Raw genomic sequence first — 24,742 nt, 5'->3', positions numbered from 1 at the left:
GTGCGGCTGAAATCGATCTGTAGACTTCACAACCGCCTGACGACCTCTACGGTGTGAGGCAGCATTATGTCGGCGCCGACATCCGACGCCGATTCTCGTCCTGTTCCGTTTCCAGTTCGGAGTGGTCTCGCCCGATGCCCGTCACCCCATCGTTCAACAGAGATGAGGTGCGCGCGCTTCTCGGTCTCGTGGGCACCGCGCTCAGGTCGTCACCGTGGGCGATGGCCGGTTTCGTGGTCTTTCAGCTCGCGAGCGTGTTCACCTCGCTCGCGCAGCCGGCCCTCAACGCCGCGATCATCGATGACGGAATCCTGCGCGGCGACGTGGGGACGATCAAGTTCGTGGGCCTCATCATGGTCGCGGTCGCGGTGGTCAATCTCGTGGTCGCCATCGGCGCGACCTACTTCGCTTCCCATGTGTCGGCGGTGGCCGCACGCGATCTGCGCAGTCGGCTCAACGGCCGTATCGGAGCCCTCACGAACCAGCAGGTTGCCCGCCTGGGACTGTCCAGCCTGTTGACCAGGTCCACCGGGGACGTGGGGCAGATCCAAGGCTTCCTGTTCATCGGTCTCACGATCGTCGTGACCGCGCCGCTCATGCTGTTCGGTGCACTGGTCCTGTCGCTCTCGCAGGCGTGGCAGATGGCTCCGGTGATCCTCGTCGCCGGTCTGCTCCTGGTCGCGCTGATCGGCACGCTGGTGCGGCGCCTCCTCCCGTGGGCCGCCCTCATGCAACGCCGTCTCGACGTCGTGAACCGGGTACTCCGGGAGCAGCTGCGTGGGATCGCGGTGATCCGGACCTTCCGTCGTGAGGACCGTGAGCGTGCCCGATTCGCCGCGGAGAACGACGAACTCACCCACGTGGCACTGCGGCTGGGACGAACGCAGGTTCTGATGCTCCCGACCGTCACGGCCGTGTCCAACCTCGCGGCGGTGGCAGTGGCCGCGCTGGGCGCCGTCTACGTCGACCGTGGTCAGATGCAGATCGGCCAGATCACGGCCGCCGTCGGCTATCTCGGCCAGATCCTGCTGGCCGTGTCGATGCTGACGGTGATCGCCGGTGTCATCCCGCGAGCGGTCACCAGCGCAGGCCGTATCGGCGAGGTGCTCGACACCGAGGTGCTCGAATCCGGTGACGCCGACCCCGCCACGCCATCCCCGGCACCCGCCCTGGTCTTCGAATCGGTGTCCGTCGGGTACCCGGGCGCCGAAGCACCCGCAATCGACGGGATCTCGTTGACCTGCGCGGCCGGTTCGGTGACCGGTGTTCTCGGCGGGACCGGGAGCGGCAAGTCGACGCTGCTCTCGCTGCCCTTGCGTTTCGCCGACCCCGATGCGGGCGTGGTGCGCTGGGACGGAGCGGACGTGACCGGCTTGGCCCCGGCGTGGGTACGCGCGCGTTCGGCGTTCACCGGGCAGGGCGCCGCGCTGGTCACCGGCACGATTGCCGAGAACCTGCGGCTCGGGCGTCCGGACGCCACCGACGCCGAACTGTGGGAGGCGCTCGAGGTGGCAGCGGCCGACGACTTCGTCGCCGCCCGGCAGGGTGGATTGGCCGCTTCGGTCGCGCAGGAAGGACGCAACTTCTCCGGGGGTCAGCGTCAGCGACTGGCGTTGGCCCGCGCTGTCCTGCGACGTCCGTCGCTGTACGTGCTGGACGACCCGTTCAGTGCGCTTGACGTCGACACCGAGCAGCGAATCATCGCCAATCTGCGGCTCGCCCATCCGGAGTCGACCATCTTGATCGCGGCGCAACGGGTTTCGTCGGTGCGGCACGCCGATGTCATCGGGGTGCTCGAGGACGGCCGTCTGGTCGCGGTCGGGACGGACGAGACGCTGCGCACCGACAGCGAGATCTACCGCGAGATCGCCCACGCGCAGGCGGTGACCAATGCCTGACGGCAGCAGGCGCGACGGCTCGTTGCGGTGGCTGATGCGACAGTTGCATCTGAGCCGCGGTCGGGCGGCCACGATTTCTCTCTTCGCGATCACGGCCTCGCTGGGAGGAGTCGTCGGGCCGATCCTCTTCGGCGCGATCACAAACGTGATCGTCGACGGAACGACCGGGGCCGGGATGGACTGGAACCGACTCTGGTCGCTGCTCGGCGCGCAGGCCGTGATCTATGTGGTCGTCGCCTGCCTGACCTTCACGCAGGGACAGTTGTTGACCATCGCGGTGCAGCGATCCGTGGCGGGGCTGCGCACTCGCATCGAGGACAAGGTCCACCGGCTCCCGTTGCGCTACTTCGAGTCCAACAATCGCGGAGTGCTGGTCAGCAAGCTCACCGCACACACCGACAACTCCGCCACCGTCATCGCGCCCGTGCTGGTGACGGTCCCCACGAACGTGCTGACCCTGGTCGTGGTGACGATCGTGCTGTTCGTCATCTCGCCGCTGCTGGCCGTGGTCGCACTCGCCGCCGCGCCGGTGTCGGCGGCCGCTTCGGTCGTGATCGCGCGCAAGGTCCGACCGTTCCTGGAGACCAGGTGGACCACCACGGCAGCGCTCACCGGACACATCGAGGAGGAACTCAGCGCCCGTCGCATGTTGCAGGCGTACAACGCCGAGCCCCTCGCCAGACGCCGCTTCGACGACCTCAACGAGAGGTTGTTCGGTTCGACGCGTTCAGCACAGTGGACCGCCGGCACCCTCGCACCGGTGCTCGGCGCGATCAATGCCGTCGTCTTCCTGATCCTGGCGGTCCTCGGCGGCATCATGGTCGTCGATGGAACCCTGAGTCTCGGCGCAGCTCAGGTGGCCGTGATCTTCGCGCAGCAGCTGTCGTCCGCGGTGCGCGAACTGGCCGGATTCGTGACCAAGGTGCAGTCGGGCACGGTGTCGGCGAGCAAAGTGCGCGAAGTGCTCGACGAGCCGGAGGACGCCGCGCCCGAAACCGACGAGCCAGAGCCTTCGGCGCGGCATCGCCGGCCCCCGGAGATCGTCTTCGACGACGTCGGCTTCGCATACGACGAGGGCTCGCCGGTTCTGGACTCGGTGAGCTTCCGCATGGCTCCGGGCACGACCACGGCGATCGTGGGGTCGACCGGGGCCGGCAAGACGACCCTCACGAACCTGCTGCAGGCCTTCTACCGCCCGACCTCCGGTTCGATACTGATCGACGGCGAGGACTCCGCAGAGCTCGGTCCGCATCGTGTTCGCAACGGGATGGCGGTGGTGACGCAGGACCCGTGGCTGTTCACCGGAACCGTCCGCGAGAACATCGCATACGGCACGTCAGGTGACGACGCGGTGGCCAAGGCGGTTCACGACGGCCACCTGGATCAGATCCTGGCGGCCCTGCCGCGGGGTATCGACACCGAGATCGGCCAGGAGTCGGAGAACCTCAGCGCGGGTGAGAAGCAGCTCGTGACCGTTGCTCGTGCCATCGCGGCATCTCCACGGATACTCATCCTCGACGAGGCGACCAGCGCCGCCGATCCGCGCACCGAATTGCTCGTCCAGCGGGCGCTGCAACGCCTGCGCGCCGGTACGACGACCCTGCTGATCACCCACCGGATGGCGACCGCCGCGCTTGCCGATCAGATCGTCGTCCTCGAGGGCGGCACGATCGTCGAGGCCGGAACCCACGACGAATTGGCAGCCGCCGGCGGCGTCTACGCGCGCCGCTGCGGCGTCGACCTGGAATCCCGGGCCGAGATGAATCGGTAGAGGTCAACGACCATCATCCGGGCGTAATGGTCTCATTTTCGGAACCCATTCATTGATGCGTTCCACTCGATTCGAACGCTTGACCCACTTTGAAGGATCGTGGAACGGAAATTCGCGGATCGGGAAAGTTACGGTTCGGAAGGTTATGGCCGCGGTCAGTCGAATTCGTGGTAAAGGGCGCACGTCGCCAATGGCACACAATTGTGGATTTCGACCGGAAACGTTGCAGCGACGTTGCTAACCGCCGTTCTACCGCCAGGTTTACGGACATGCGTCCAACTAAAATCGATTGTTCGATTAAAGAGGGGCTGTTGACCTGCGCTTTCCGTCGGGATGGATGGCGGAGAAAAGAATATTCGTGACAAGAACCGCGAAGTAATGAAGACATTGCCGAGGCGGATATGTAATCTCTGTCTCAAGCCGTCGCACTGGTGGGAGCAGGCGGTCATATTCCAATCATCTCACCACGGATGGAGGAGAATCATGGCTGATTCAATTGGAGACTCGATCAACGACAGCATCACCGAAACGATCACGGGCGCGATCCTCGAAGCGTTCACCGGTTCGCTCGACGGCGGCACCGAGCCGACGACGTAGATCGACAGACTTTCGAATCGCCTCACAGCCTCGGCTGTGGGGCGATTCGCGTTGGGTGGTCGAAGCGCCGGCGTCGCAGAAGCGTCCGGGGGACCGAATGATCCGCGGTGCGTGTCCGCCGGGCGGCCCGACGCGATACGGTCCATCTGACACGACCCATGCTCGCCCGAGGCCGATCGGGATTCGACGAGGAGGAATGCATGAACCAGCGACTGCGTAGAGGCGGCGCCGCGATCGCGGTCGCGCTGGGCATCGGGCTCACGCTGTCGGCCACCGGTACGACAGGCGTTGCGGCGGCGGCACCGAGTCTCGTGACCGCGGGTTCGCCCACCGAAAGGGTCACCGACATCGTCGTGCACTCCGATGCGATGAACAAAGACATCCCGCTGACGGTCATCAAACCCGCCGACGCGTCCAAGCCGCGTGGGGTTCTCTACCTGCTGAACGGCGCCGGCGGCGGCGAGGATGGTGCCAACTGGCTGGCGAAGACCGACATCGTCGAGTTCACAAAGAACAAGAACCTCTACGTCGTCATCCCCAATCAGGGCCAGTTCAGCTACTACACCGACTGGGAGAAGCCCGACCCCGAGCTCGGCGTCCACAAGTGGTCGACCTTCCTCGGCAAGGAATTGCCGCCCGTCTTCGACGCGCACTTCAACACCTCCGGACGCAACGCGATCGGCGGCATCTCCTCATCCGGTACGTCGGTGCTGAATCTCGCGATCGAGCATCCGGATCTGTACGAGGCCGTCGGCTCCTACAGCGGTTGCCCGACCACCGCGGACCCGTTCGGGCAGAACAGCATCCGTCTCGTGGTCGAGGTGCGTGGCGGCGGCGACGCCAGGAACATGTGGGGGCCGTACAACGGGCCCGGATGGCGCAAGCACGATCCCGTCATCAACGCCCACAAGCTGCGTGGCACCAAGCTCTACATCTCCAACGCGACCGGGCTGCCCGGTCCGTATGACAGCCCGGCGTACGTCAAGAAGCAGGACACCCTCGCCGACCAGATCGTGGTCGGTGGCGTCATCGAGGGCAGCACCATGGCCTGCACCCTGCAGCTGGTGAACCGCCTGCGGCAGTTGAACATCCCCGCGACGGTCGACCTGCCGTCCGTCGGCACCCATTCCTGGGGATACTGGCAGGACCAGCTTCACCGCTCCTGGTCGTTCTACGAACGCGCGCTTCGCTGACCCTTCGAGGCTCGCTTCGCTCGCACCTCAGGGGGCGAGGTTAGTTGAAGATCACCGTCTTTCGGCCGTGCACCAGGACCCGGTCCTCGAGGTGCCAGCGCAGTCCGCGGGACAGTACGAGCGTCTCGATGTCGCGTCCCTGACGCACCATGTCGGTCACCGAGTCGCTGTGATCGACACGGATCACGTCCTGTTCGATGATCGGACCCGCGTCGAGGTCTGCGGTGACGTAATGGCATGTCGCGCCGATCAGTTTGACGCCCCGGGCGAAAGCCTGGTGATACGGGCGGGCGCCGATGAAGCTCGGCAGGAAGCTGTGGTGGATGTTGATCGCGCGGCCGGCCCAGGCATCGCACAGCTGCGGCGGCAGGATCTGCATGAACCGGGCCAGGACCACCGCGTCCGGCTGGTAACCGTCGACGATCCGGGCGAGTTCGGCGAAGGCCTCCGCTTTTCGCTCTCCCCCGAACGGGACGTGATGGAACGGGATTTCGAAACGGGTCGCCAACTCCTCGAGTTGGGGATGATTGCCGACGACGGCCCTGATGGTCGCCGGCAACTCGCCTCGATGTGCACGTCCGAGAAGGTCGATGAGACAGTGGGTTTCCTTGCTTACCAGGAGAACCACGGACTTGGCCTCACGTGTGTCGGTGAGGCGCCACTCGGTCTCGGGGCCGAGCTCGGCGGCGACCTCCGCGGCGAAGCGTGCGCGTAGTTCCTCGGCACTGAACGAGACCGTGTCGGCACGGATGGCCTGGCGGGTGAAGAACCAGCCGGTGTCGGGGTCGGAGTGGTACCCGGCCTCGGTGATCCAGCCGCCGATCTCGGTCAGGAAGGTCGAGATCCGGGCGACGATGCCCGTGCGGTCGGGGCAGCCGAGCGTCAGCACGTAGCGGTGCTCGGTCTGGTCGGTGGGGGTCGTCTGTCCGCTCGTCACGACCCTCAGTGTGCCAAGCTCGTCGATGTGACGAACACGGACCTGCGGCGTAGCGACGTCGCCGCCATCATCGACCACACGCTTCTCAAGCCCGAGGCCACCCGCGCCGACGCGGAGGCCGCCGTTGCCGAGGCCGCCCGCCTGGGTGTGTTCGCGGTGTGCCTGTCGCCGTCGATGCTGCCGATCGACACGGGCTCCCAGCGGACCTGTGTGGTTGCCGGCTTCCCGTCGGGAAAGCACCACTCGCTGGTCAAGGCCGCCGAGGCGCGTCTCGCGGTGGACTCCGGGGCGGATGAGGTCGACATGGTGATCGATGTCGGCGCCGCGGTCGACGGCCGGTTCGACGAGGTCTTCGCCGATGTGCTGACCGTGCGTGAGGCGGTGGGGGATTCGACGCTGCTGAAGGTGATCATCGAGTCCGCGGTCCTGCTGCAGCTCGCCGGCCCGGACACGGTGACCGAGGTGTGCCGCCGTGCCGAGCGGGCGGGTGCGGGCATGGTGAAGACCTCGACCGGTTTCCACCCCGCCGGTGGGGCGAGTGTCGAGGCGGTCCGCCTCATGCGTGCCGCGGTCGGCGACCGTGTCGGGGTCAAGGCGAGCGGCGGCATCCGGACGGCGGAATTCGCCGCCGAGCTCATCGCCGCCGGCGCGACCCGGTTGGGCCTGTCGTCGTCCGCGACCGTGCTCGACGGCTTCCCGGAGTGATCGGGGCGAGGCCGGTCACGCGACGGGGGCGAGTTTCTGTTGCACGTCGGCCATCACCAGATCGGCGTTGATCGCTGCGCCGGCCGAGACCCCTTCACCCATCGCGACGGTCACCACCGCGTTGAGCGTGGTGTTGTTGCCGGCCGCCCAGACGCCGGGAATCGCGGTCGCACCCATCGGGCCGGTCTCGACGACCGCGCCCATCGGGGTCTGCGCAAGAGTGCCGCCGAGTCGTTCGTAGAGATCTCCGCGCACCACGAACCTCGGTGCGACGACGACGGCGTCAGCGTCGAGGACGGTGCCGTCGGACAACTCGACACCGTCGAGGCGGGGGATCGCACCGCCGGTGTCCGTCGCGTCGTGGCGGATTCGTAGCCCCTCGACCGATGTGTCGATCACCGGGATCCCGGCAACGCCGAGGTTCGCGCGCTCCTGCTCACCCAGCGCCTCGGCGCTGTGGGCGACGACGGTGACGTCGTCGCTGAGCTGTCCGAACAGGAGAGCCTGGTGGGCGGACATCGGGCTCGTCGCCAGCACCACGATCCGGGACCCGCGTACCTCGTAGCCGTGGCAGTAGGGGCAGTGGAGGGCGTCGTGTCCCCACAGTTCGGCGACGCCGGGGATGTCGGGGAGTTCGTCGACGAGACCGGTCGCCAACAAGAGGCGTCGCGACCGTACGGTGTCGCCCGACGCGAGGGCCAGGACGAACCGATCGCCGTCCCGGCGGGCGTCGACGACCGTGTCGGGGCGGATCTCACCGCCGTACCCGCGGACCTCGGCACGTCCTCGCGCCAGGAGTTCGAGCGGCGGGATGCCCTCCAGGCCGAGAACATTGTGGGCACCGTCGGCAGGGGCGTTGCGGGGTTCACCGCCGTCGATGACGACGACGGAACGCAGCGAACGGGCGAGTGTGGTCGCCGCGCTCAGTCCTGCGGATCCGCCCCCGATGATCGCGACGTCGTGATCAACAGTGACGGAGCCGGTTTCGGTGAAGGTCGAGTCGGTGGTGGAGTTCATGAGTCCTCGCTCGGGTGTCGGTGGTCAGGTGCCGCAAGGGTGTTCAGACGGCCGGCTTTGCGACCCACAACAGGCGTCCGGCGGTCATCGTGAGATCGGCGCGCCTGTGCAGAGATGCGGGGTCGGTGGGGGCGATGAGGCGATCGAGGGATGCCAGCTCCGAGCCGGAGAGGTCGTCGGCCAGTCGATGCCGGAACTGGCTGAACCAGTGGACCGCGTACCGGGCGACGCTCTCGCTCGGTCCGGTACGTGCCACGTGGATCGTGTCCCGGTACAGCACGTCGTAGTCCGCAGCGTCGAGGGTGTCGGTCCAGTCCACGATGGCCTCCCATCCGGCGCCGGAAGCGGCGGCGTGGCATCGGGCCTCGAGTGTGCCCAGCGCGGTGTCGGCGTCGGGAGCGAACCGCGGCAGGCCCGCCATCTCCACGATCGCGACGACGCCGTCCGGGGCCAGCGCGGCGGCCGCCTGACGCAACAGTGCGGCGGGGTCGGCGACGTGATGCAGCGACATGGCGGCCCAGATCACGTCCGGGGAGCCCAGCGGCGGAAGTCCGTCGTCGAGGTCGGCGACCAGGGTGGTGGTTCTCGACTCGAATCCGCCGGCGCGGGCCCGTTCGCCCACGCGGGCGATCATCTCCGGGGAACTGTCGACCGCCACGACCTGCGCCCGGTCGAAGTGCCGGGCCAGAGCCTCGGTCCCGGTGCCGGTCCCGGCGCCGAGGTCGACGATCCGCTGCGGAGTCCGGCCGAGGGATCGGGTGATCGCCGCCGCCGCGTCGTCGAGGTAGCCGCCGACGAGTTCGGCGTCGAGGTCGAGTGCCGACGCGAGATGCGCGTGCTCATGGGAGTGGGCCATGGGATCGACGGTAGCGCGACTATGCGTTAGGGGCATACCATCTTGCCTATGACGCAAGAACTCGACGCGGTCGTCCGCCAGCGCATCCGTGGCCTGCGGCTGGCCAAGGGCTGGACCCTCGACGCCCTGGCTGCGCGGTGCTACCTCTCCCCGTCGACGCTGAGCCGTATCGAGACCGGACATCGGCGGGTCGCGCTGGACCAGCTGGTCCCGATCGCCCGAGCGCTGGGTACGACGCTGGATCAGCTCGTGGAGTCCGCCGACGACACGGACGTCGTGATCCGCCCGCAGCCGCACACCGTCGAGGGGATGACGATGTGGCTGCTCTCGCGCGAGAACAGCCCCCAGGGGGTGACCGTCGCGAAGATGCGCTTCGAACGTGAAGAACCGCTCGACGACCTGAGGGTTCACCCCGGTCGGGAATGGTTCACGGTGCTCTCGGGCACGGTGCGGCTTCGGCTCGGCGACCGCACGATCATCGTCCCGGAAGGTGATGCCGCGGAGTTCTCGACCATGATCCCGCACGCGATCTGTGCTCACGACGGTCCGGTGGAGGTGCTCTCGATCATGGATCACGCGGGCGAGCGCGCCCACATGCCGTCCGTGGCGACGGTCGCCGAGGAGCCGGCCTGAGCCACGCGGCTCACCCGCTCGATCACGTGCGGTCGGTAGTGTTGAGCGCGTGATGACTTCTCAGGCCCCGGTGAACCGACGTGCTGTGCTCGCCGCGGCCGGGGTCGGCGTACTCGGGGTCGCGATCGCGGCGTGTACGGGTTCCGACGCCGGCTCGGGCGGCGACAAACCTGCCGAACCCAAGGTCCGGCTGACCTTCACCCCGCCGCTCGACGGTGAGGCGCCCAGCCCGATCGCCGAGATCTCCGTGCAGGCCGCGGACGGCACGCTCAACCCCGATGTGAAGCTGACGAATCCGCGCGGGCGAGTGGTGAACGGCCGGCTGTCGGAGGACCGGACGAGCTACACCATCGCCGAGCCCCTGGGCTATGGCACCGAATACACCTGGAGCGGAACAGCTCTCGGAACCGACGGCAAGACCGTGCCGGTGGCGGGGAGCTTCACCACGCTCGAGCCGTCGAGTCAGCTGAACGTCGTGGTCAACATCGGCGACGGTCAGGAGGTCGGCATCGCGGCGCCGATCATCCTGAAGTTCAACGGGACCGTCGAGGACAAGGAAGAGGTGGAGCGGGCCCTCACCGTCACCACCACGCCGCCCACCGAGGGGTCATGGGCCTGGCTCGGCGAGGACAACGGATCTCGCGTGCACTGGCGTCCCCGCGAGTACTGGGCCCCCGGCACCAAGGTGCACATGGACGCGAAGCTGTACGGCCTCGACCACGGCGGCGGCGCCTATGGGGCGGCCGACGTGACCAGTGATTTCTCGATCGGACGCGCACAGGTGGTGCAGGCCGTGGAGTCCTCGCACCGCATCGTCGTGATCCGGGACGGCGCCGAACTGATGTCCCTGCCCTGCAGCTACGGCGGTGGCGACCTCGACCGCAACGTCACCCGGTCGGGGATCCACGTGGTCACCGAGAAGTACGACGAGTTCTTCATGAGCAACCCGGCGGCCGGCTACTTCAACATCCGGGAACGCTGGGCCGTGCGCATCTCCAACAACGGCGAGTTCATCCACGCCAATCCCGAGACGGTAAACGTACAGGGCACGGCCAACGTCACCAACGGCTGCATCAACCTGTCCGAGGCCGACGCCGAGCGGTATTTCACCACCGCCGTCTACGGTGACCCCGTGGAGGTCTCGGGTACGCGCATCCAGTTGTCGGAGGCCGACGGTGACATCTACGACTGGATCTTCGACTGGGAGACCTGGCAGGGGATGTCGGCGATCAAGGGCGAGGTGACGGAGTCGTCGGTGCCGGCGACGCCGAGCGGCGCCCCGACCACCAACGTTCCCGCTCCGCGCTAGCCCCCGGAGCGAACGCTAGCCCGTCTTGATGTTGCGCCGCGCCGACGCCTGGTCACGCGGCTTGAGCACGATCTGGTCGAGGTTCACGTGCGGCGGGCGGGAAGCCACGAAGCCGATGACCTCGGCGACGTCCTCGGCGGTCAGCGGGGTGAGGCCCTCGTAGACGGCGTCGGCGCGTTCCTGATCGCCGGCGAATCGCACGAGCGAGAAGTCGGTCTCGACCATGCCCGGCGCGATCTCGGTGAGACGCACCGGCTTGCCGAGGAGTTCGCCGCGCAGGGTGCGGTGGGTGATCGCCTGAGCGTGTTTGGCCGAGGTGTAGCCGGCACCGTTGTCGTAGGCCTCCAGCGCGGCGACGGAGGTGATCGCGACGATCAGTCCGTCCCCCGAGGCGATGAGCGCGGGGATGAGGGCCTTGGTGATCCGCAGGCTGCCCAGGACGTTGGTCTCCCACATCCAGCGCCAGTCGTCGAGGTTCGCGGTGGAAACCGGGTCGAGGCCCTTGGCACCACCGGCGTTGTTCACGAGTACGTGCACGCGGTCGAGGCCCTCGACGAACGCCGCCACCGAATCCTCGTCGGTGACGTCGAGCTGCTTGCCGGTGCCGCCGATCTCGGCGGCGAGTGCCTCGACACGGTCGACGCGCCGCGCGCCGAGTACCACGTGGTAGCCCTGCTTCGCGAGTTGACGAGCGGTGGCGGCGCCGATCCCCGAACTCGCGCCGGTGACGACGGCGATCGGTCGCTGATCAGAGGTCGGTGCGGTGGCGTCGGTGCTGGTGTCAGGGCTCATGCGCCCACCTTACGACGCAATGCGACATCCCGCCGACGCGTCGGTGTGCGCTCGCGCACTGCTACATTCGTCCCATGCGTGGGGGAGTGATCCCGGCGGCGCTGCAACTGACGTCCACTCCGGCGGCCGCGGTCTTGCATGCGATCCGGGTCAGCGGGCCGGTGACCCGGGATCAGCTCGCCGCGACGACGGGCCTGTCCGCGGCGACGATCAATCGCCAGGTCCATGCGCTGGCAGCCCACGGCCTGATCGCCGAGCGACCCGATCTTGCGGGTCCGAAAACCATTGGCCGCCCGAAGAATCCGCTCACCATCGACCGGGACTCGCTGTGCGTCGCGGGGATGCACATCGGTGCCCGGCGCACCGTGCTGGTGATCGCCGATCTCGGTGGGCGCACGCTGCACAGTCATGTCGTGCTCACCCCGTCCGGTGACCAGCAGGAGGCGATCGGGCAACTGTGCGCGCAGCTCGCCGAGCTCGCCGGCCGGTTCAGCGGACGACGTCTGCTGTGGGGCGGGGTGGCCGTCGGCGGCGCGGTCGACGTCGAGACGGGTGTGGTGGATCACCGTGTTCTCCGGTGGCATCAGCTCCCGGTGGGCGCAACCCTTGCGGCCCGCCTCGACACCCCGGTGTCGGTGTGTGAACACGTGGAGGCGATGGCCGCCGCGGAACTGTTGCTGGCCGGACCGCGGGACGGGTCCGGGACCGGCCTGTTCTTCTACGCCCGCGAGACCGCAGGTATGGCAATGACTCTCGAAGGGCGCGTGCACATCCCCGAACGAGGCGCCGGGACCATTGCGCACCTACCCGTGTCCGCGCCGGTGCTGGCTCCCGGACTCACCCGCGTCCGGCTGCAGAACGTCATCGGTGACGACGCGGCGCTGGCCGCCGCGCAGCGCCTCGGCATCGACCCGGATTCGTCCCGCATCGTCGACGAACGCGCGCGGGTCCTCGGGGAGGCGGCCGCGTTGATCCGTGACGTGATCAACCCCGACACGATCGTCGTCGCCGGTGACGCGTTCTCGGCGCACCCGCGGGGCCTCGCGCCGGTACAGGCGGCCTTCGACGAGGCGTCGACCATCGAGTGGTCGCTGGAGATCGCGCCGTCGAGATTCGGTGTGCACGTTCAGGAGAGCGCTGCGGTCGTGGTGGCGCTGAGTGTCATCTACGCCGATCCGATCGCCGCCGTCGCCACACTCTGAACCGCCGTCGGTTCGCGGACGCCGACCGCCACGTGTGCCGAGCCGGGGGTGATCACCTACGGTGGGGGACATGACCCTGCCCCGCGATGTGTCCGCCCGGCTCGAGGTGCGCATCGACGACCCGACCGAACTCGAGATGCAGATCACGGTCGCGAAGCTGCCCGGCCTGCAGTTGCAGGAGGAACTCAAGATCGAGCTGGACGGCGAGGCCGTCGCCGCGGAGGAACTGGTCGCCGACCATGGGTCGCGGATCCACCGGATGCAGCTCGACCGTGGACTGCTGACGATCGACTACACCGCCGAGATCCTCACTCCCGCGGACCCGCTCCCGGTGGAGAGCACCGACCGGTCGCGGTACCTGCGGCCCAGTCGGTATGCGGAGTGCGACAAGTTCTTCGGGTTCGTCGCCGGGCAGTTCGACCTGTCACTGCCCGAGGGGGAACTCCTGGATCAGGTGGTGACCTTCGTCCAGAAACGGCTCAGCTACATTCCCGGGACGAGCGACCCCATCGACGGTGCCGTCGACACCCTGCTCGCCGGGGCCGGGGTGTGCCGGGACTACGCACACCTTGTCGTCGCACTCCTCAGAGCGCTGAACATCCCGGCTCGGCTCGTCGCCGTGTACGCGCCGGGATGCTCCCCGATGGATTTCCACGCTGTCGCGGAGGCGATCATCGACGGTCGATGGGTGGTCGTCGACGCCACGCGGCTGGCCCCCCGGCAGTCGTTCGTCCGCATCGCCACCGGACGCGACGCCGCGGACACCGCCTTCCTCGACAACCACCGCGGCACGATCACCCTCAACTCCTATGCGGTGACCGCAACGGTCCGCGGTGACCTGCCCTACGACGACGCGACGACCCGCATCACCATCGGCTGAACCGGATCAGGCGCCGAGAACGCCTCGCCGCGCGGTGGCCACGTGATCGAGAACGGCGGCGACGTCGTCGGTGTCCCCGATCCGGAAGCCGGCGGCCGTATCCCCGTCGCCGACCTTGATACCGATGTCACCGGCGTCGGGACGCAGGTGCGCGAACGCCTTCTCATCGGTCACGTCGTCGCCCAGGTAGATGACGACGTCGCAGTCGAGACGCTCCCGCAGGGTGTCGAGCGCATGTCCCTTGCTGGTTTCGATGACCGCGAGTTCGAGCACGCTCTTGCCCTCGGTGGGATGTACGCCGTCCCAGGCGCCGGGGCCGGATCGTGCGCATTCGAGTGCCGTCACGGCGTCATCCGGGTCCGCGTTGCGGACGTGCAGTACGGTGCTCGCGGGTTTGGTCTCGACCGTCGAGCCGGGGAATCGTGCTGCGATGCCGCGCAATTCGTCGATGAGCCGGACGAGCAGTGCGCGTGCCTCGTCGGTCACCTCGACCGCGAAACCGGTGTCGAACTCGCTGCCGTGACTCCCGACCAGCGTCACCGGTGCCGACAGGCCGGACAGAGCTGCGAGGACGGCGAGCTCACGACCGGAGATGACCGCGACCTCGGTGTCGGCGAGCGCAGCGGCCGCCTCCAGGGCGATGACCGACGCGGGATCGGGTACCGCGTCCTCCGGACGCGACACGATCGGCGACACGCATCCGTCGTAGTCGGACGCGACGAGCAGCCGACGTGCGCGCGCGGCCCCGTCGAGGGCTTCGCGTAGCGCCGCGGGAATCCCGGTGTCGCTCATACGTTGTCGACGACCTCGTTCGACGCCTCAGCGGCCTCGGCGTCCGAGTCCACCAGGTGTACACCGCGGTTCGGTTCCAGTTCGGTCTCCGAGTTCTCGCCGAGAGTACCCAGGAAGCTGCGGGCCCATTTGTCGACGTCGTGGGCGAGTACCTGTCGGCGCAGCGCCCGCATACGGCGTCGTCCCTCGTGTTCGCTCTGGTTCACCGCTGCTTCGATGGCGTCCTTCACTCCGTCGAGGTCATACGGGTTGGCCTGGTACGCCGACCGCAATTCGGCTGCGGCACCGGTGAACTCGCTGAGCACCAGGGCGCCGCCCAGGTCACTGCGGCAGGCCACGTACTCCTTGGCCACGAGGTTCATGCCGTCGCGCAGGGGCGTCACCAGCATGACGTCGGCGGCCACGAAGAAGGCGATGAGCTCATCGCGCGGCACCGGTCGGTGGAGATACTGGACGACCGGCCGACTCACCGTGCTGCTGTGGTTGCCGTTGATGTTGCCGACCAGTTGCTCGATTCCCGCGCGCATCCGCTTGTAGCTCTCGACGCGTTCCCGACTGGGGGTGGCGAGCTGGATCATCACCGTCTCGGACGGGTCGAGCCGTTCCTCGTCCAGCAACTCCGAGATCGCCTTCAGGCGGACGTCGATGCCCTTGGTGTAGTCGAGTCGATCGACGCCGAGCATGATCGTCCTGGGATTGCCCAGTTCCTTGCGGATCTCGGCGGCCCGATCACGGATCTTCTTGGTCTTCGCCAGTGCGGCGAGTTCGCCGGAGTCGATCGAGATGGGGAACGCACCCACGCGCACGGTGCGGAAGCCGGCCTGGACGACGCCGAAGCGCGACCGGACACCGACGGTGCCCTTGCTGGTGGCCTGGCCGGCCAGCCGGCGCGCGAGGAAGAGGAAGTTCTGAGCTCCGCCGGGCAGGTGGAAACCGATCAGGTCGGCGCCCAGGAGGCCCTCGACGATCTCGGTGCGCCACGGCATCTGCATGAACAGTTCCACCGGCGGGAACGGGATGTGCAGGAAGAAGCCGATCTTCACGTCGGGCCGCAGCATGCGCAGCATCTTCGGGACGAGCTGCAGCTGATAGTCCTGCACCCACACGACGGCACCCTCGCCGGCCGCCTTCGACGCGGCCTCGGCGAACCGCCGGTTGACCTCGACATAGGTGTTCCACCACTCGCGGTGGTACTCGGGTTTGACGATGACGTCGTGGTAGAGCGGCCACAGTGCACCGTTGGAGAAGCCCTCGTAGTACTCGGCGATCTCCCGGGTGGACAGCGGCACCGCGTGGATGTCGATGCCCTCGATGTCCGGGGGATTGTCGTCGGAATCGGGGATGCCCGACCATCCGACCCACGCACCGGTGTTGGCTCGCAGAATCGGCTCGAGGGCGGTCACCAGGCCGCCGGGACTCCGCTTCCAGTTGACAGTGCCGTCGGGCAGGACCTCCTTGTCGACGGGCAGACGGTTGGCGACGACGACGAACTCTGCGCCGTCGTGCGGAGCAACCCGGTTGGGCCCCTCCCCGTGCTCGCGGTCTCGGGCGGCGTCGTGCCCGGTTCCAGCCGGTCGCGGCGTCACCTGATCAGGCGTTCTCGCCCGGCGCGATCCCCAGCATGGCGAGCAGCATCCGGCATTCGTCGGCGTCGGTGGCGTAGGCGGCCACGACGCGACGCGCCGAATTCGCGGTCTCGTCGGCTACCGGTTCCAGTTCTTCGTCGGCGATGTCGGTGGTCTTCGCGGGCATGTGAGTCCCCTCGTAGTGCGTGCGGTGTCGCGGTGTGGCCTGGGGCCGTACGGGCTCGAGCGGCCGGTGGGTGGCGCGCCCGATTCGCCATTCTACCCGGGGGATGAGGGTGCTCAGAACCGCCGCGGTGGTGGGGGCCACCGGCGGTTCTGGCGGATCGCCCGCCCCTCGCGGGCCTCGCGCTGGGCGAGGAGGCGGCGCCGCAGGCTCCAGTCGGGCCGCGGGGGCAGCTGTGGCCGGCGCAGCGACCGGGCGACGAACTCGCCGAGGGTGACGCCCGCGGCGAGGGCGCATCCGATGGCGAGGGCGTTCGCGATCCAGGTGAAACCGCTGAGCGTCTGTTCGCTGAGGATGCCGTACAGGCCGCGGTAGACGGCCAGACCCGGCAGGAGCGGGGTGATGCCGGCGACCGCGACGACCAGCGGCGGCGTCAGCGCGCGGCGGGCCATCAGGCCGCCGACGAGTCCGACGAATGCAGCGGCGAGACCGTTGGCGATCACGTCGCCGATGGAGGTGAAGGTCGCCGAGGCCGCGACCGCGGTACCGATGAGGCCGCCGAGGAAGGCGACCCCGAGCGCGCGTGTCTCGGCATAGCTGGCCAGTGCGTAGGCGCAGGCCGCGAAGGCGCCCGCAGCCACCCGAATCGGCAGTTCCACCGCTTCGAAGCTGGTGGTCGTGGTGATCGTCGGCAGGAAGATGCCGCCCGCCTCGAGCAGCCGGATGGCCACACCGACACCGGCGATGATGCCGCCGGTCATGAGGAGGAGTTCGAAGAACCGGGCGACGCCGGTGATCGGGGCGCCGGTGATGGCGTCCTGCACCGAACCGACGAGCGACAGCCCCGAGAGCAGGACGACGATGCCGGCGGCGATGACCTGTGACGGTGTTATCTCCACACCGAGCCGGTCGGCCGCGCCGAAGACGAGGGCCGCCGGGACCACGGCGATGAATCCGCCGACGAGCTGCTGAAAGAAGACGGGCGTACCGATCCGGTTGAGGTTCCGGTTGATCACCACGATCGCGACCGTGGTGAGGAACGCCAGGGCGGCGACCAGGTACTGGCCGCCGAGCAGGACGGAGATCCCCGACGCCATCGCGCCCCACGCGACCGTCGCGACCCAGTGCGGGTACGGATGTGGCGCGGTGATGATCTCGTCGACCATCCGGTGCGCGGTCGACGGGGTGATGCCGGAGTCGCGGATGCGCCGGACGAGCCGGTCCACCTGGGCGAGCCGGGTGAAGTCCATCGAGCGGTAGTAGACCTGCTCCATCGTGGTGATCGGCGGGAGGGTGGCGCCTCGCCGGGCGCTGACGACGATCGTGTTGTACGTCACGTCGACGTCGACGTCGTCGAGGCCGTAAACGCCTGCGACGAACTTGATCTGGGTCTGGGTGTCGATTGCGCCGGTGCCCGAGTCGAGCAGGACGGCGCCGATCTTGGTGGCGAGGTCGAGCACCTCGGTGATCGCCGCGACGTCGAACGGTTCGATCGGTTTGCGCGGCGACACCATGATGCTGCCGGGTTCGATCGTGTCGATCGTCGCCTGCCGGGTACCGGTGAGCCGACGAAGCGCGCGGCCGAGGAACTCGCGCACCCATGCCTCCTTGGATCGGTCGGACCTTCGCGGTCGGTCGGAGTCGACGATGGTCGACGACTGCCGTTCCGATCTTGACACCGAATCGATCTCGTCGGCGAACCACCAGCACACGGCGGTACCGACACTGCGGTACCCGGACACGGCGGATCTCATGCGGGGCCGCCAGTTCGCCGGCGCACTCTAGGATCGTGGCATGTCCTCAGTGCAGATCAACGGTCCCCGTAACGGTCACACCCGAAGTGCGACAGTGGCCCCCGGTAGTCTCGTCTTCACCGCGGGTGCCGCACCCATCGACGAGGACGGCGCCACCGTCGCCCCCGGCGACGTCAGCGAACAGGCCCGGCAGTGCATGGCGAACCTGGAGACCGCACTCGCCGAGGCAGGCGCGTCGCTGACCGACGTCGCGAAGGTCACCGTCTTCGTCGCCGAACACCTGCAAGCCGATCTGGTGGTCGCGTGGGATGCGGTGACCGCGGCTTTCGGCGACCACAAGCCGGCCGGCAGCCTGCTGGGTGTCTCGGTACTGGCCTACGACGACCAGTTGGTGGAGATCGAGGCGGTCGCCGCGATCCCGGCCTGACCGGGTCCGATGGGGCGGGCACGGGCGCGGTGGATATACTCGCGCACGCACGCCTCCTTAGCTCAGTGGTAGAGCACTCGCCTTGTAAGCGAGCGGTCGTCAGTTCAATCCTGACAGGGGGCTCCACGAGGTGGCGGGCTCGAACGCCCGCCACCTCTCGTGTCACCAGATGACGGCGAGACCGGCTGCGAGCAGCGACAACGCGCCCACGGCCCAGAACAGTGCACGCGGCACCGGTTCACCGGTGCGCTTCTGTCGCGCGCTGCCGATGCCGAGGATCGCACCGAGGGCGACGAGGATGACCAGCTTGATGCCGATCTTCGGGTAATTCAGGTCGATCCCGGCGGGCCACGGCGCGGCGAGCGCGAGTCCGGTGATGAACGACAGCAGTACGCCGTAGTCCATGACGCGGGTGAACCGGAACTCACGGGTGACCGCCTGGGAGACCCAGGTTCCGAAGGTCACCGCGAAGCCGACGATGTGCAGCAGAATTACGACGTTGCGTAGTACATCCATGGTCTGCACTTTACCCAGCCGAGGTGCGCATTCCGGCCACCCGTGGTTCCTCTTGCAGGGCACGATGTACAGATGGAGCACGACGAACCCGGTATCTCCGCCGTAGCCGAGACGACGTCGGCGTCCCCGGTCGCGGATCCGCTTGCTCGTACCGCACTGGGTACCTACCGCGGGGTCGCCACCGACCGCGCCGACGTCTGGCGCGGTATCCGATATGCGCGGCCCCCTCTGGACGACCTGAGATGGCGTCGTGCCCGGCCGCTGATCCCCGACGGCGACGCCGACGCCGTCATCGACGCCCAGATGTTCGGCGCCGTGTGCCCGCAGGAACTCAACCCGGCCGTCCGGCTCGGCCCGGACGTCGTGATGGACGAGGACTGTCTGTTCCTCAACGTGTGGACACCGCCGGGGGCGTCGGAACATGCGCACGACGCCGTCGCACTGCCGGTCATGGTCTGGCTGCACGGCGGAGCGTACGTGCTGGGTTCCGGTAGCCAGCCGTACTACGACGGCGCGGCGCTCGCCGCCACCGGCGACGTGGTGATCGTGACCCTGAACTACCGGCTCGGCGTGCTCGGGTTCGCCGACCTGTCGTCGATCGATCCCCGCTTCGAGTCGAACGTCGGCCTCAGCGACGTACTCACGGCGCTGGCCTGGGTGCGCGACCACATCTCCGCATTCGGCGGCGATCCGGACAAGGTGACCCTGTTCGGTGAGTCGGCGGGCGCCGGGCTCGTCACCGCGCTGTTGACGATGCCCGCGGCGGAGGGACTGTTCGGCCGCGCGATCGCGCAGAGTTCGCCGGTGACGTCGATGTACGGTGCCGGCCGGGCCGCCCGCGTCGCGCAGATGCTGCTCGAGACCGCCGGTGTCGAGGACCCGGGCGACACGGCGGGGGTGGTGGAACGGCTCGAATCCCTCGACGGCGCAAGGTGTTCGACGCTGACCACGGAACTGTTCGCCAAGGTTCCCACCGAATCGCCCGGCACCATCGCCTTCGCCCCGGTGGTCGACGGCGACCTGCTGCCCGAACATCCCCTCGACGTCTACCGTGATGGTCGGGCGCTGCCCGTACCTCTGATCATCGGGACCAACCGTGACGAGGCGAACCTCTTCAAATACATGAAGTCGCCGCTCATGCCGATCACGACCGAGGAGATCGAGCGGATGTTCGCCGGCATGCGCGAGGAGTACCCCGAGGTGGTGTTGCCCGAACGCGCACAGGTGCTTTCGGCGTACTCGGGTCTGCGTCCCAAGGTCACCGGTCTCGGGGTGGCGCGCGACGTCGCGTTCCGCATGCCCACGCTGTGGCTCGCGGACGCCCATGCACACCGGGCGCCCGTCTATGTCTACCGATATGACTGGACCACCCGGATGTTCCGGTTGTTGGGTCTCGGCGCCGCCCATGCCACCGAGGTGCCCTATGTATGGGGGAATCTCGGTTCGGGTCCGCGGGACATCACGTTCCTGCTCGGCGGACGCAGACACGGAGAAGCCGTGTCGGAGAGACTCATGCGCCGGTGGACGTCGTTCGCGCACGGTCGCGCACCCGACGCCGGCCCGCTCGGTGACGACTGGCCGACCTACGACACCGGTCGACGACCGGTGTTGCGCATCGACGCCGAGGACCGGGTGGTCCAGAATCTCGACGGCGACCTGTGGGAGGCGTGGGGCGAGGAAGTGCTCGGCTTCCGCTGACCACCTCAGTCGCAGTCGCCCCGGATGTCGGCGTGGGGCAGATAGGTCTCCCGCTGCGCCTCGGTCATGGGAGTCGTGCTGTCGCATACCCATTCGCGGGCCTCGGGCACGGCCAGCGTGTGCACGTAGACGTTGCCGGTGGTGTCGCCGCCGGCGATGATCTCGTCGTCCGCCGGGAGCCGGACCGGGACCTGCCAGGTCGTGGTGGTGTCGGTGGAGTTGAGCAGCGACCCCACCGACTGCCGATCACTCAGCGTGCCGTCGTCGGCGAGCGCGAAGCTGATCAGCTCGTGCGTGGCGGTGCCCACCGCGATCCGGTTGGGCGACATGGACAGCGTGTTGGCGTACATGTCCTCGTGCCGGTCGATCAGTTCGGCCTCACCGTCGGTGTCCGTTGCCGGCAGCCGCCAGGTGGACAGATCGCGGGCGGCCACGACCAGGACCTCGCCGTCGTCGTCGAAGGCCGCTTGCGTGACGGGTGCGTCGTCGGCGATCACCGTCACCGGGTTGGTGTCCCGAGTGGTCAGGTCGTAGAGGTACACGCGCTTGTCGTCGGAGGTCACCGCCAGGCGGGTGCCGTCGGGGCTGAAGGCGACGCTGCGGATGAGGTCGGCCGGACCGCGCAGGGGAGCGCCGATGCGGGTCGGCGAGGTGGGGTCGCTGGTGTCCCACAGGGCGATCGTGGTGTCGGTGTCGCCGGTCGCGAGGACGTTGCCGGTGGGCGCGAACCCGACCGGGAACGAGTAGCGCGTCGCGACCGGCAGTCTGGCTGCGGCACGGGGTGCGTCCGGGTTGCCGATGTCCCACAGTTCGACGAGACCGCCGTTGTTGTTGGCCGTCGCCGCGAGGGTTCCGCGTTCGTTCACCGAGACGCGCGGGTGATCGTTGACCCGCCGCTGGACGGGAGTGCGGGAACGCAGGGACATCTCCGCGCCGTCCAGGGTCCAGACGTTGAGGGTGGTGTCCGAGCCGACGGTCGCGAGGATGCGCTGCGCCGGGTCGGTGGCCACCCCGCTGATCGTGCCGCCCCGGTCGGGGACCGAACGGTCGGGCAACGACCAGACGTCGATAGTGCCGTCGGACCGTCCGGACACGAGGCGGTCACCGGTCGGGTCGAAGGCGGCCGAGAAGGTGCGCACGGAACCCTGCTCGGAGGCGGTCTGCAGCGCCCACTGGGCCGTGGGCGAACTGCGATTCGTCGTGTTCCACACCCGGACCGTGCCGTCGGCGCGTGCCGAGGCGACCTGCGAACCCGTCGGATCGAAAGCGACCGACCAGGAGCCGGCGGTGGCAGTCGGGAGTGCCGTGCTCAGCGGCCGGGGGGACAGCGGCTGTGTCACGTCCCAGAGTTGGGCGTTCGGGCTGTCGCCGGTGACGGCCAGTGAGCGACTGTCCGGGCTGAAGGCGACGGCGTGCGTGATGCTGGGGAACCCGGTGATGGGTCCGCCGACGGGCGCGGGCCGCTCGCCGGTGGTCCACAGACGCACGACGCGGTCGTCCCCGCCGCTGGCGAGCAGCCGTCCGTCGGGGCTGAAGGACAGCGTTCGCGCGGCGGCACGGTGACCCCGGATCACCGCGGTCTCGCGCAGTGTCCCGGTCGGCGACACCGCGAACACCGTGATGGAACCGTCGTCGGACGAGGCGGCGAGTGTGCGGCCGTCGGCGGAGAAGCGGGCCATGTAGACGGTGCCGCGGCGCAGCGGCACCGTCACCCGCAGCACCGGCCGGGCGGGATCGGAGAGGTCCCAGATCCGGACCGAACCGTCACCGCTGGAGGTGGCCAGGAGCGGTCGCGTTGGGTGGAAGCCGGTGGAGGTGACGTAGTTGCCGAACCCGTGCAGGGTGGCCACCGCGCGGTACCGCGGAGTGCTGTCGGTGCTCTCCCACACCCGGACCGTGCGGTCGCCGCTCGCCGAGGCGAGGTAGCGGCCCGACCGGTCGAACGCCAGGTCGTACACGGGGCCGGTGTGACCGGTGATCTGTGTGGCGAGCGGGCTGGTGGCCGCGCCGCGCAGGCGCCCGGCCACCGTCGGATCGTCGGGGTAGAGCTGATGCGCGACGAGGAGGAGCCGCGCCGCCAACGACGGATTCGAGTACTCCATGCTGTCGATGTGGGACAGCAGGGCCGCGCGTTCCGCGGCGTTTCGCTGTTGTCGCAGGTCGTGTGCCTGTCGGAAGCCGATGACCGCAGTGATCGACGCCGCGATCGCAAGGACCGCGATCACCGAGACCGCACCCACCTGCAGCAGTCGGCGCCGACGCTGCGCCGCGACCGCGGAGTCGAGGAACTCGTCGTTGTCCCTGCTCAACAGGTGGACGTAGTTGCTGCGCAGGGCTTCGCGGTGACGCTTGGCGTCGTCGAGTCGCGAACCGGTGTAGAGGAACGAGCGGCTCCGGCCGTTGTCCACCCACGACTGGGTGTCGGCGTCGAGCTGCTGCCACCACACGTGGGTGTCGGAGTCGTCGGCGATCCACGCCGCCAGGCGCGGCCACGCGGTCAGCACCACGTCGTGCACCAGCATCACCGACTCGGCGGACACGGTCAGCAGCCGGGCCTGCGCGAACTCGTCGATGACGGTCGAGACCTCGGGTGGGAAGCGGCTGCTGACGGTCGAGGTCGACAGCGGCACCCGCAGCGCGATCCCGGCCGGACCCACATGTACGAGCGACAACAGGACCGCGCGGGCGAGGTCGCGGTGTTCGGGGGCGATGGCCTCCCACGCGGCTTCCGCGGTGTCGGCGACCGCGCGGGCGATGCCACCGGTCGCGCGATAGCCGGAGAGGGTCATGCGGTTGCCGGACCGTCGTGCCCAGGTCGCCTGGAGGACGTGGGCCAGCAGAGGCAGCCTCCCGGCGCGGTCGCCGACCGTCGACGCCTCGTACAGGTCGGTGATCATCACATCGGCCAGGCCTGCCTCGATACGTCCACCGGCCAGCCGGACCGGGGCGGTGATGACCTCGCGGAGCTGGGTGCGCGTCATCTCCGAGACGATCACGCAGCGGTTCTGCCACGCGTCGGCGAGGAACGGGTGTTCCACGCACTGGCTGAAGAAGTCCGCGCGGACCCCCACCACCACGACGGTGTCGGCCGCGAGTTCCTCGACCTCGCGCATCGTGGCCGATCGCAGCTCGTCCGCAAGGGAGAAGACGTTCTCGAACTGGTCGATGACGATGACCGCGTCGGTCTCACCGTCGACCGGCGGCGCGATGGTGAGCCCGTCCGGGGTGACCTCCGCGAGACGTGGTGTCGAGATCCGCGGGTCACGGGCCAGTCCGGCACGCAGCAGCGACGACTTGCCCGAGCCCGACACACCCGTGACAACGACGAGCCGGGAAGAGGGCGACAGCATCGAGGGCCCGGACCCGGCGGTGATGATCGTGTCCACGAGGATGCCGACGAGGTCGTCGCGGCCGAAGTACAGCTCGCTGTCGGCGGCGGTGAGCGTGGCCAGTCCGGCATAGGGTCGGGCGTGGCGGGCCGGCGGCGCCGGGGTTTCGGGAGCCTCCTGATTCAGGTGACGGTGCCATAGTTCTCGCCACTGGGGAATCGTGAGGGCATCGGCGACGCCCGCGGCCACCGCCCGGGACGTCAGCCAGACCAGGAGTGGTTCGACGGTCGCGAAGTCGCGGGGCAGATGCCGCCCGTTGCGCCAGTCGCTGATGCGCTGCGCGGAGACCTTGGCCCGGGCCGCCGATGCCCGAAGGGTGGGGCGACCCGCTTGCACGAACAGGCGCGCGAGCGCTTCACCGAAATCCACTCACCCGACTCCACGCTCCGACTGCACGATTGATCGACCGACCCATTCTGCGACAGGCGGGACGGGGGCGCCAGCGTCGGAGGACGTGGCGACGGACACGTCGGCCACGAGCGACCAGGTCATCTGACCTGAACACGTCCGGATCCGGATTCGTCCGTGTCCGGTCCGGATAGTCCGTTCGCGTCCTGACCTGGATATTCGCGCCCGATTCCGGACGGCGGCTGTACTCGGCTCGCGCGGTGGGGTCTCCTTGGTGAG

General features: G+C 68.5%; 20 protein-coding genes and 1 tRNA gene. 11 read left to right on the top strand and 10 right to left on the bottom strand.

Features of this window, described 5'->3' with window-relative positions; genetic code table 11:
* The first annotated feature begins 134 nt into the window (after nucleotides 1-134).
* The 3 genes from BPODLACK_RS01015 to BPODLACK_RS01005 all read left to right on the top strand — a co-directional run bounded on the left by BPODLACK_RS01015 (nucleotide 135) and on the right by BPODLACK_RS01005 (nucleotide 5,459).
* Nucleotides 135-1,898 carry an ABC transporter ATP-binding protein gene (locus BPODLACK_RS01015; RefSeq protein WP_159404521.1) on the top strand — a complete coding sequence of 588 codons (1,764 nt, stop codon included), beginning with the start codon at nucleotides 135-137 and terminating at the stop codon, nucleotides 1,896-1,898.
* Nucleotides 1,891-3,669: an ABC transporter ATP-binding protein gene (locus BPODLACK_RS01010; protein ID WP_006438728.1), complete on the top strand. Its 1,779-nt coding sequence runs from the start codon at nucleotides 1,891-1,893 to the stop codon at nucleotides 3,667-3,669. Before BPODLACK_RS01015 ends, BPODLACK_RS01010 begins: the two co-directional genes overlap by 8 nt.
* Before the next feature lie 797 nt (nucleotides 3,670-4,466).
* Nucleotides 4,467-5,459: an alpha/beta hydrolase gene (locus BPODLACK_RS01005; protein WP_006438726.1), complete on the top strand. Its 993-nt coding sequence runs from the start codon at nucleotides 4,467-4,469 to the stop codon at nucleotides 5,457-5,459.
* A gap of 40 nt (nucleotides 5,460-5,499) precedes the next feature.
* Here BPODLACK_RS01005 and purU read toward each other — a convergent pair whose 3' ends face one another.
* Nucleotides 5,500-6,396 carry a formyltetrahydrofolate deformylase gene (gene purU, locus BPODLACK_RS01000; protein ID WP_006438725.1) on the bottom strand — a complete coding sequence of 299 codons (897 nt, stop codon included), beginning with the start codon at nucleotides 6,394-6,396 and terminating at the stop codon, nucleotides 5,500-5,502.
* A gap of 27 nt (nucleotides 6,397-6,423) precedes the next feature.
* On the opposite strand from purU, the gene deoC reads away from it, so the two are divergent.
* Nucleotides 6,424-7,101, top strand: a complete 678-nt coding sequence (gene deoC, locus BPODLACK_RS00995; RefSeq protein ID WP_174324766.1) for a deoxyribose-phosphate aldolase — start codon at nucleotides 6,424-6,426, stop codon at nucleotides 7,099-7,101.
* A gap of 15 nt (nucleotides 7,102-7,116) precedes the next feature.
* Here deoC and BPODLACK_RS00990 read toward each other — a convergent pair whose 3' ends face one another.
* Together BPODLACK_RS00990 and BPODLACK_RS00985 are read right to left on the bottom strand one after the other, a co-directional pair.
* A complete protein-coding gene (locus tag BPODLACK_RS00990; RefSeq protein WP_159404520.1) occupies nucleotides 7,117-8,118 on the bottom strand; it encodes an NAD(P)/FAD-dependent oxidoreductase in 1,002 nt (333 codons plus the stop codon).
* A gap of 43 nt (nucleotides 8,119-8,161) precedes the next feature.
* Complete coding sequence (locus tag BPODLACK_RS00985; protein WP_159404519.1) at nucleotides 8,162-8,974, bottom strand: class I SAM-dependent methyltransferase; 813 nt, start codon at nucleotides 8,972-8,974, stop codon at nucleotides 8,162-8,164.
* Between the two features lie 48 nt (nucleotides 8,975-9,022).
* On the opposite strand from BPODLACK_RS00985, the gene BPODLACK_RS00980 reads away from it, so the two are divergent.
* A complete protein-coding gene (locus BPODLACK_RS00980) occupies nucleotides 9,023-9,607 on the top strand; it encodes a helix-turn-helix domain-containing protein (RefSeq protein WP_159404518.1) in 585 nt (194 codons plus the stop codon).
* Nucleotides 9,608-9,659: 52 nt separating this feature from the next.
* Complete coding sequence (locus tag BPODLACK_RS00975) at nucleotides 9,660-10,916, top strand: L,D-transpeptidase (RefSeq protein WP_201450583.1); 1,257 nt, start codon at nucleotides 9,660-9,662, stop codon at nucleotides 10,914-10,916.
* A gap of 15 nt (nucleotides 10,917-10,931) precedes the next feature.
* Here the strand turns inward: BPODLACK_RS00975 and BPODLACK_RS00970 are convergent, their stop codons facing one another.
* Nucleotides 10,932-11,708, bottom strand: coding sequence for an SDR family NAD(P)-dependent oxidoreductase (locus tag BPODLACK_RS00970; RefSeq protein WP_159404517.1), 777 nt, complete (start codon nucleotides 11,706-11,708; stop codon nucleotides 10,932-10,934).
* A gap of 74 nt (nucleotides 11,709-11,782) precedes the next feature.
* Here BPODLACK_RS00970 and BPODLACK_RS00965 point away from each other — a divergent pair, with 74 nt between their 5' ends.
* Together BPODLACK_RS00965 and BPODLACK_RS00960 are read left to right on the top strand one after the other, a co-directional pair.
* A complete protein-coding gene (locus tag BPODLACK_RS00965; RefSeq protein WP_159404516.1) occupies nucleotides 11,783-12,910 on the top strand; it encodes an ROK family transcriptional regulator in 1,128 nt (375 codons plus the stop codon).
* Between the two features lie 70 nt (nucleotides 12,911-12,980).
* Nucleotides 12,981-13,790, top strand: coding sequence for a transglutaminase-like domain-containing protein (locus BPODLACK_RS00960; protein WP_024500194.1), 810 nt, complete (start codon nucleotides 12,981-12,983; stop codon nucleotides 13,788-13,790).
* Between the two features lie 6 nt (nucleotides 13,791-13,796).
* Here BPODLACK_RS00960 and otsB read toward each other — a convergent pair whose 3' ends face one another.
* The 4 genes from otsB to BPODLACK_RS00945 all read right to left on the bottom strand — a co-directional run bounded on the left by otsB (nucleotide 13,797) and on the right by BPODLACK_RS00945 (nucleotide 17,929).
* Nucleotides 13,797-14,582 carry a trehalose-phosphatase gene (gene otsB, locus BPODLACK_RS00955; RefSeq protein WP_159404515.1) on the bottom strand — a complete coding sequence of 262 codons (786 nt, stop codon included), beginning with the start codon at nucleotides 14,580-14,582 and terminating at the stop codon, nucleotides 13,797-13,799.
* Complete coding sequence (locus BPODLACK_RS00950; RefSeq protein WP_159404514.1) at nucleotides 14,579-16,168, bottom strand: alpha,alpha-trehalose-phosphate synthase (UDP-forming); 1,590 nt, start codon at nucleotides 16,166-16,168, stop codon at nucleotides 14,579-14,581. The genes otsB and BPODLACK_RS00950 overlap by 4 nt, the downstream gene beginning before the upstream one ends.
* A 4-nt stretch (nucleotides 16,169-16,172) precedes the next feature.
* Nucleotides 16,173-16,334: a hypothetical protein gene (locus BPODLACK_RS23265; protein ID WP_005200235.1), complete on the bottom strand. Its 162-nt coding sequence runs from the start codon at nucleotides 16,332-16,334 to the stop codon at nucleotides 16,173-16,175.
* A gap of 113 nt (nucleotides 16,335-16,447) precedes the next feature.
* A complete protein-coding gene (locus tag BPODLACK_RS00945; RefSeq protein WP_159404513.1) occupies nucleotides 16,448-17,929 on the bottom strand; it encodes a threonine/serine ThrE exporter family protein in 1,482 nt (493 codons plus the stop codon).
* Nucleotides 17,930-18,125: 196 nt separating this feature from the next.
* On the opposite strand from BPODLACK_RS00945, the gene BPODLACK_RS00940 reads away from it, so the two are divergent.
* Together BPODLACK_RS00940 and BPODLACK_RS00935 are read left to right on the top strand one after the other, a co-directional pair.
* Nucleotides 18,126-18,512 carry a RidA family protein gene (locus BPODLACK_RS00940; protein WP_159404512.1) on the top strand — a complete coding sequence of 129 codons (387 nt, stop codon included), beginning with the start codon at nucleotides 18,126-18,128 and terminating at the stop codon, nucleotides 18,510-18,512.
* Between the two features lie 51 nt (nucleotides 18,513-18,563).
* Nucleotides 18,564-18,638, top strand: a tRNA-Thr gene (locus BPODLACK_RS00935).
* A 36-nt stretch (nucleotides 18,639-18,674) separates the two neighbouring features.
* On the opposite strand, the gene BPODLACK_RS00930 is transcribed toward BPODLACK_RS00935, so the two are convergent.
* Nucleotides 18,675-19,028 carry a Fe-S protein gene (locus tag BPODLACK_RS00930; protein WP_159404511.1) on the bottom strand — a complete coding sequence of 118 codons (354 nt, stop codon included), beginning with the start codon at nucleotides 19,026-19,028 and terminating at the stop codon, nucleotides 18,675-18,677.
* A gap of 72 nt (nucleotides 19,029-19,100) precedes the next feature.
* On the opposite strand from BPODLACK_RS00930, the gene BPODLACK_RS00925 reads away from it, so the two are divergent.
* Nucleotides 19,101-20,726 (top strand): carboxylesterase/lipase family protein, encoded by a 1,626-nt coding sequence (locus BPODLACK_RS00925; protein WP_159404510.1) that lies wholly within the window; start codon nucleotides 19,101-19,103, stop codon nucleotides 20,724-20,726.
* Between the two features lie 5 nt (nucleotides 20,727-20,731).
* Here the strand turns inward: BPODLACK_RS00925 and BPODLACK_RS00920 are convergent, their stop codons facing one another.
* Nucleotides 20,732-24,484 (bottom strand): WD40 repeat domain-containing protein, encoded by a 3,753-nt coding sequence (locus tag BPODLACK_RS00920; protein ID WP_159404509.1) that lies wholly within the window; start codon nucleotides 24,482-24,484, stop codon nucleotides 20,732-20,734.
* Between the last annotated feature and the right edge of the window lie 258 nt (nucleotides 24,485-24,742).

Source organism: Gordonia sp. YY1 (assembly GCF_009872315.1).
GTDB classification, from domain to species: Bacteria; Actinomycetota; Actinomycetes; order Mycobacteriales; family Mycobacteriaceae; genus Gordonia; species Gordonia amicalis.
This window is presented reverse-complemented; position numbering and strand designations above follow the sequence as displayed.

What these genes read in the sequence shown, in the direction of transcription:
- BPODLACK_RS00970 (WP_159404517.1), bottom strand. Translation starts at nt 11,708, where the DNA reads ATGAGCCCTGACACCAGCACCGACGCCACCGCACCGACCTCTGATCAG.
- BPODLACK_RS01005 (WP_006438726.1), top strand. Translation starts at nt 4,467, where the DNA reads ATGAACCAGCGACTGCGTAGAGGCGGCGCCGCGATCGCGGTCGCGCTG.
- BPODLACK_RS00975 (WP_201450583.1), top strand. Translation starts at nt 9,660, where the DNA reads ATGACTTCTCAGGCCCCGGTGAACCGACGTGCTGTGCTCGCCGCGGCC.
- BPODLACK_RS00990 (WP_159404520.1), bottom strand. Translation starts at nt 8,118, where the DNA reads ATGAACTCCACCACCGACTCGACCTTCACCGAAACCGGCTCCGTCACT.
- BPODLACK_RS01015 (WP_159404521.1), top strand. Translation starts at nt 135, where the DNA reads ATGCCCGTCACCCCATCGTTCAACAGAGATGAGGTGCGCGCGCTTCTC.
- BPODLACK_RS01010 (WP_006438728.1), top strand. Translation starts at nt 1,891, where the DNA reads ATGCCTGACGGCAGCAGGCGCGACGGCTCGTTGCGGTGGCTGATGCGA.
- BPODLACK_RS00980 (WP_159404518.1), top strand. Translation starts at nt 9,023, where the DNA reads ATGACGCAAGAACTCGACGCGGTCGTCCGCCAGCGCATCCGTGGCCTG.
- BPODLACK_RS23265 (WP_005200235.1), bottom strand. Translation starts at nt 16,334, where the DNA reads ATGCCCGCGAAGACCACCGACATCGCCGACGAAGAACTGGAACCGGTA.
- otsB (WP_159404515.1), bottom strand. Translation starts at nt 14,582, where the DNA reads ATGAGCGACACCGGGATTCCCGCGGCGCTACGCGAAGCCCTCGACGGG.
- BPODLACK_RS00930 (WP_159404511.1), bottom strand. Translation starts at nt 19,028, where the DNA reads ATGGATGTACTACGCAACGTCGTAATTCTGCTGCACATCGTCGGCTTC.
- BPODLACK_RS00925 (WP_159404510.1), top strand. Translation starts at nt 19,101, where the DNA reads ATGGAGCACGACGAACCCGGTATCTCCGCCGTAGCCGAGACGACGTCG.
- BPODLACK_RS00985 (WP_159404519.1), bottom strand. Translation starts at nt 8,974, where the DNA reads ATGGCCCACTCCCATGAGCACGCGCATCTCGCGTCGGCACTCGACCTC.
- BPODLACK_RS00940 (WP_159404512.1), top strand. Translation starts at nt 18,126, where the DNA reads ATGTCCTCAGTGCAGATCAACGGTCCCCGTAACGGTCACACCCGAAGT.
- BPODLACK_RS00965 (WP_159404516.1), top strand. Translation starts at nt 11,783, where the DNA reads ATGCGTGGGGGAGTGATCCCGGCGGCGCTGCAACTGACGTCCACTCCG.
- BPODLACK_RS00960 (WP_024500194.1), top strand. Translation starts at nt 12,981, where the DNA reads ATGACCCTGCCCCGCGATGTGTCCGCCCGGCTCGAGGTGCGCATCGAC.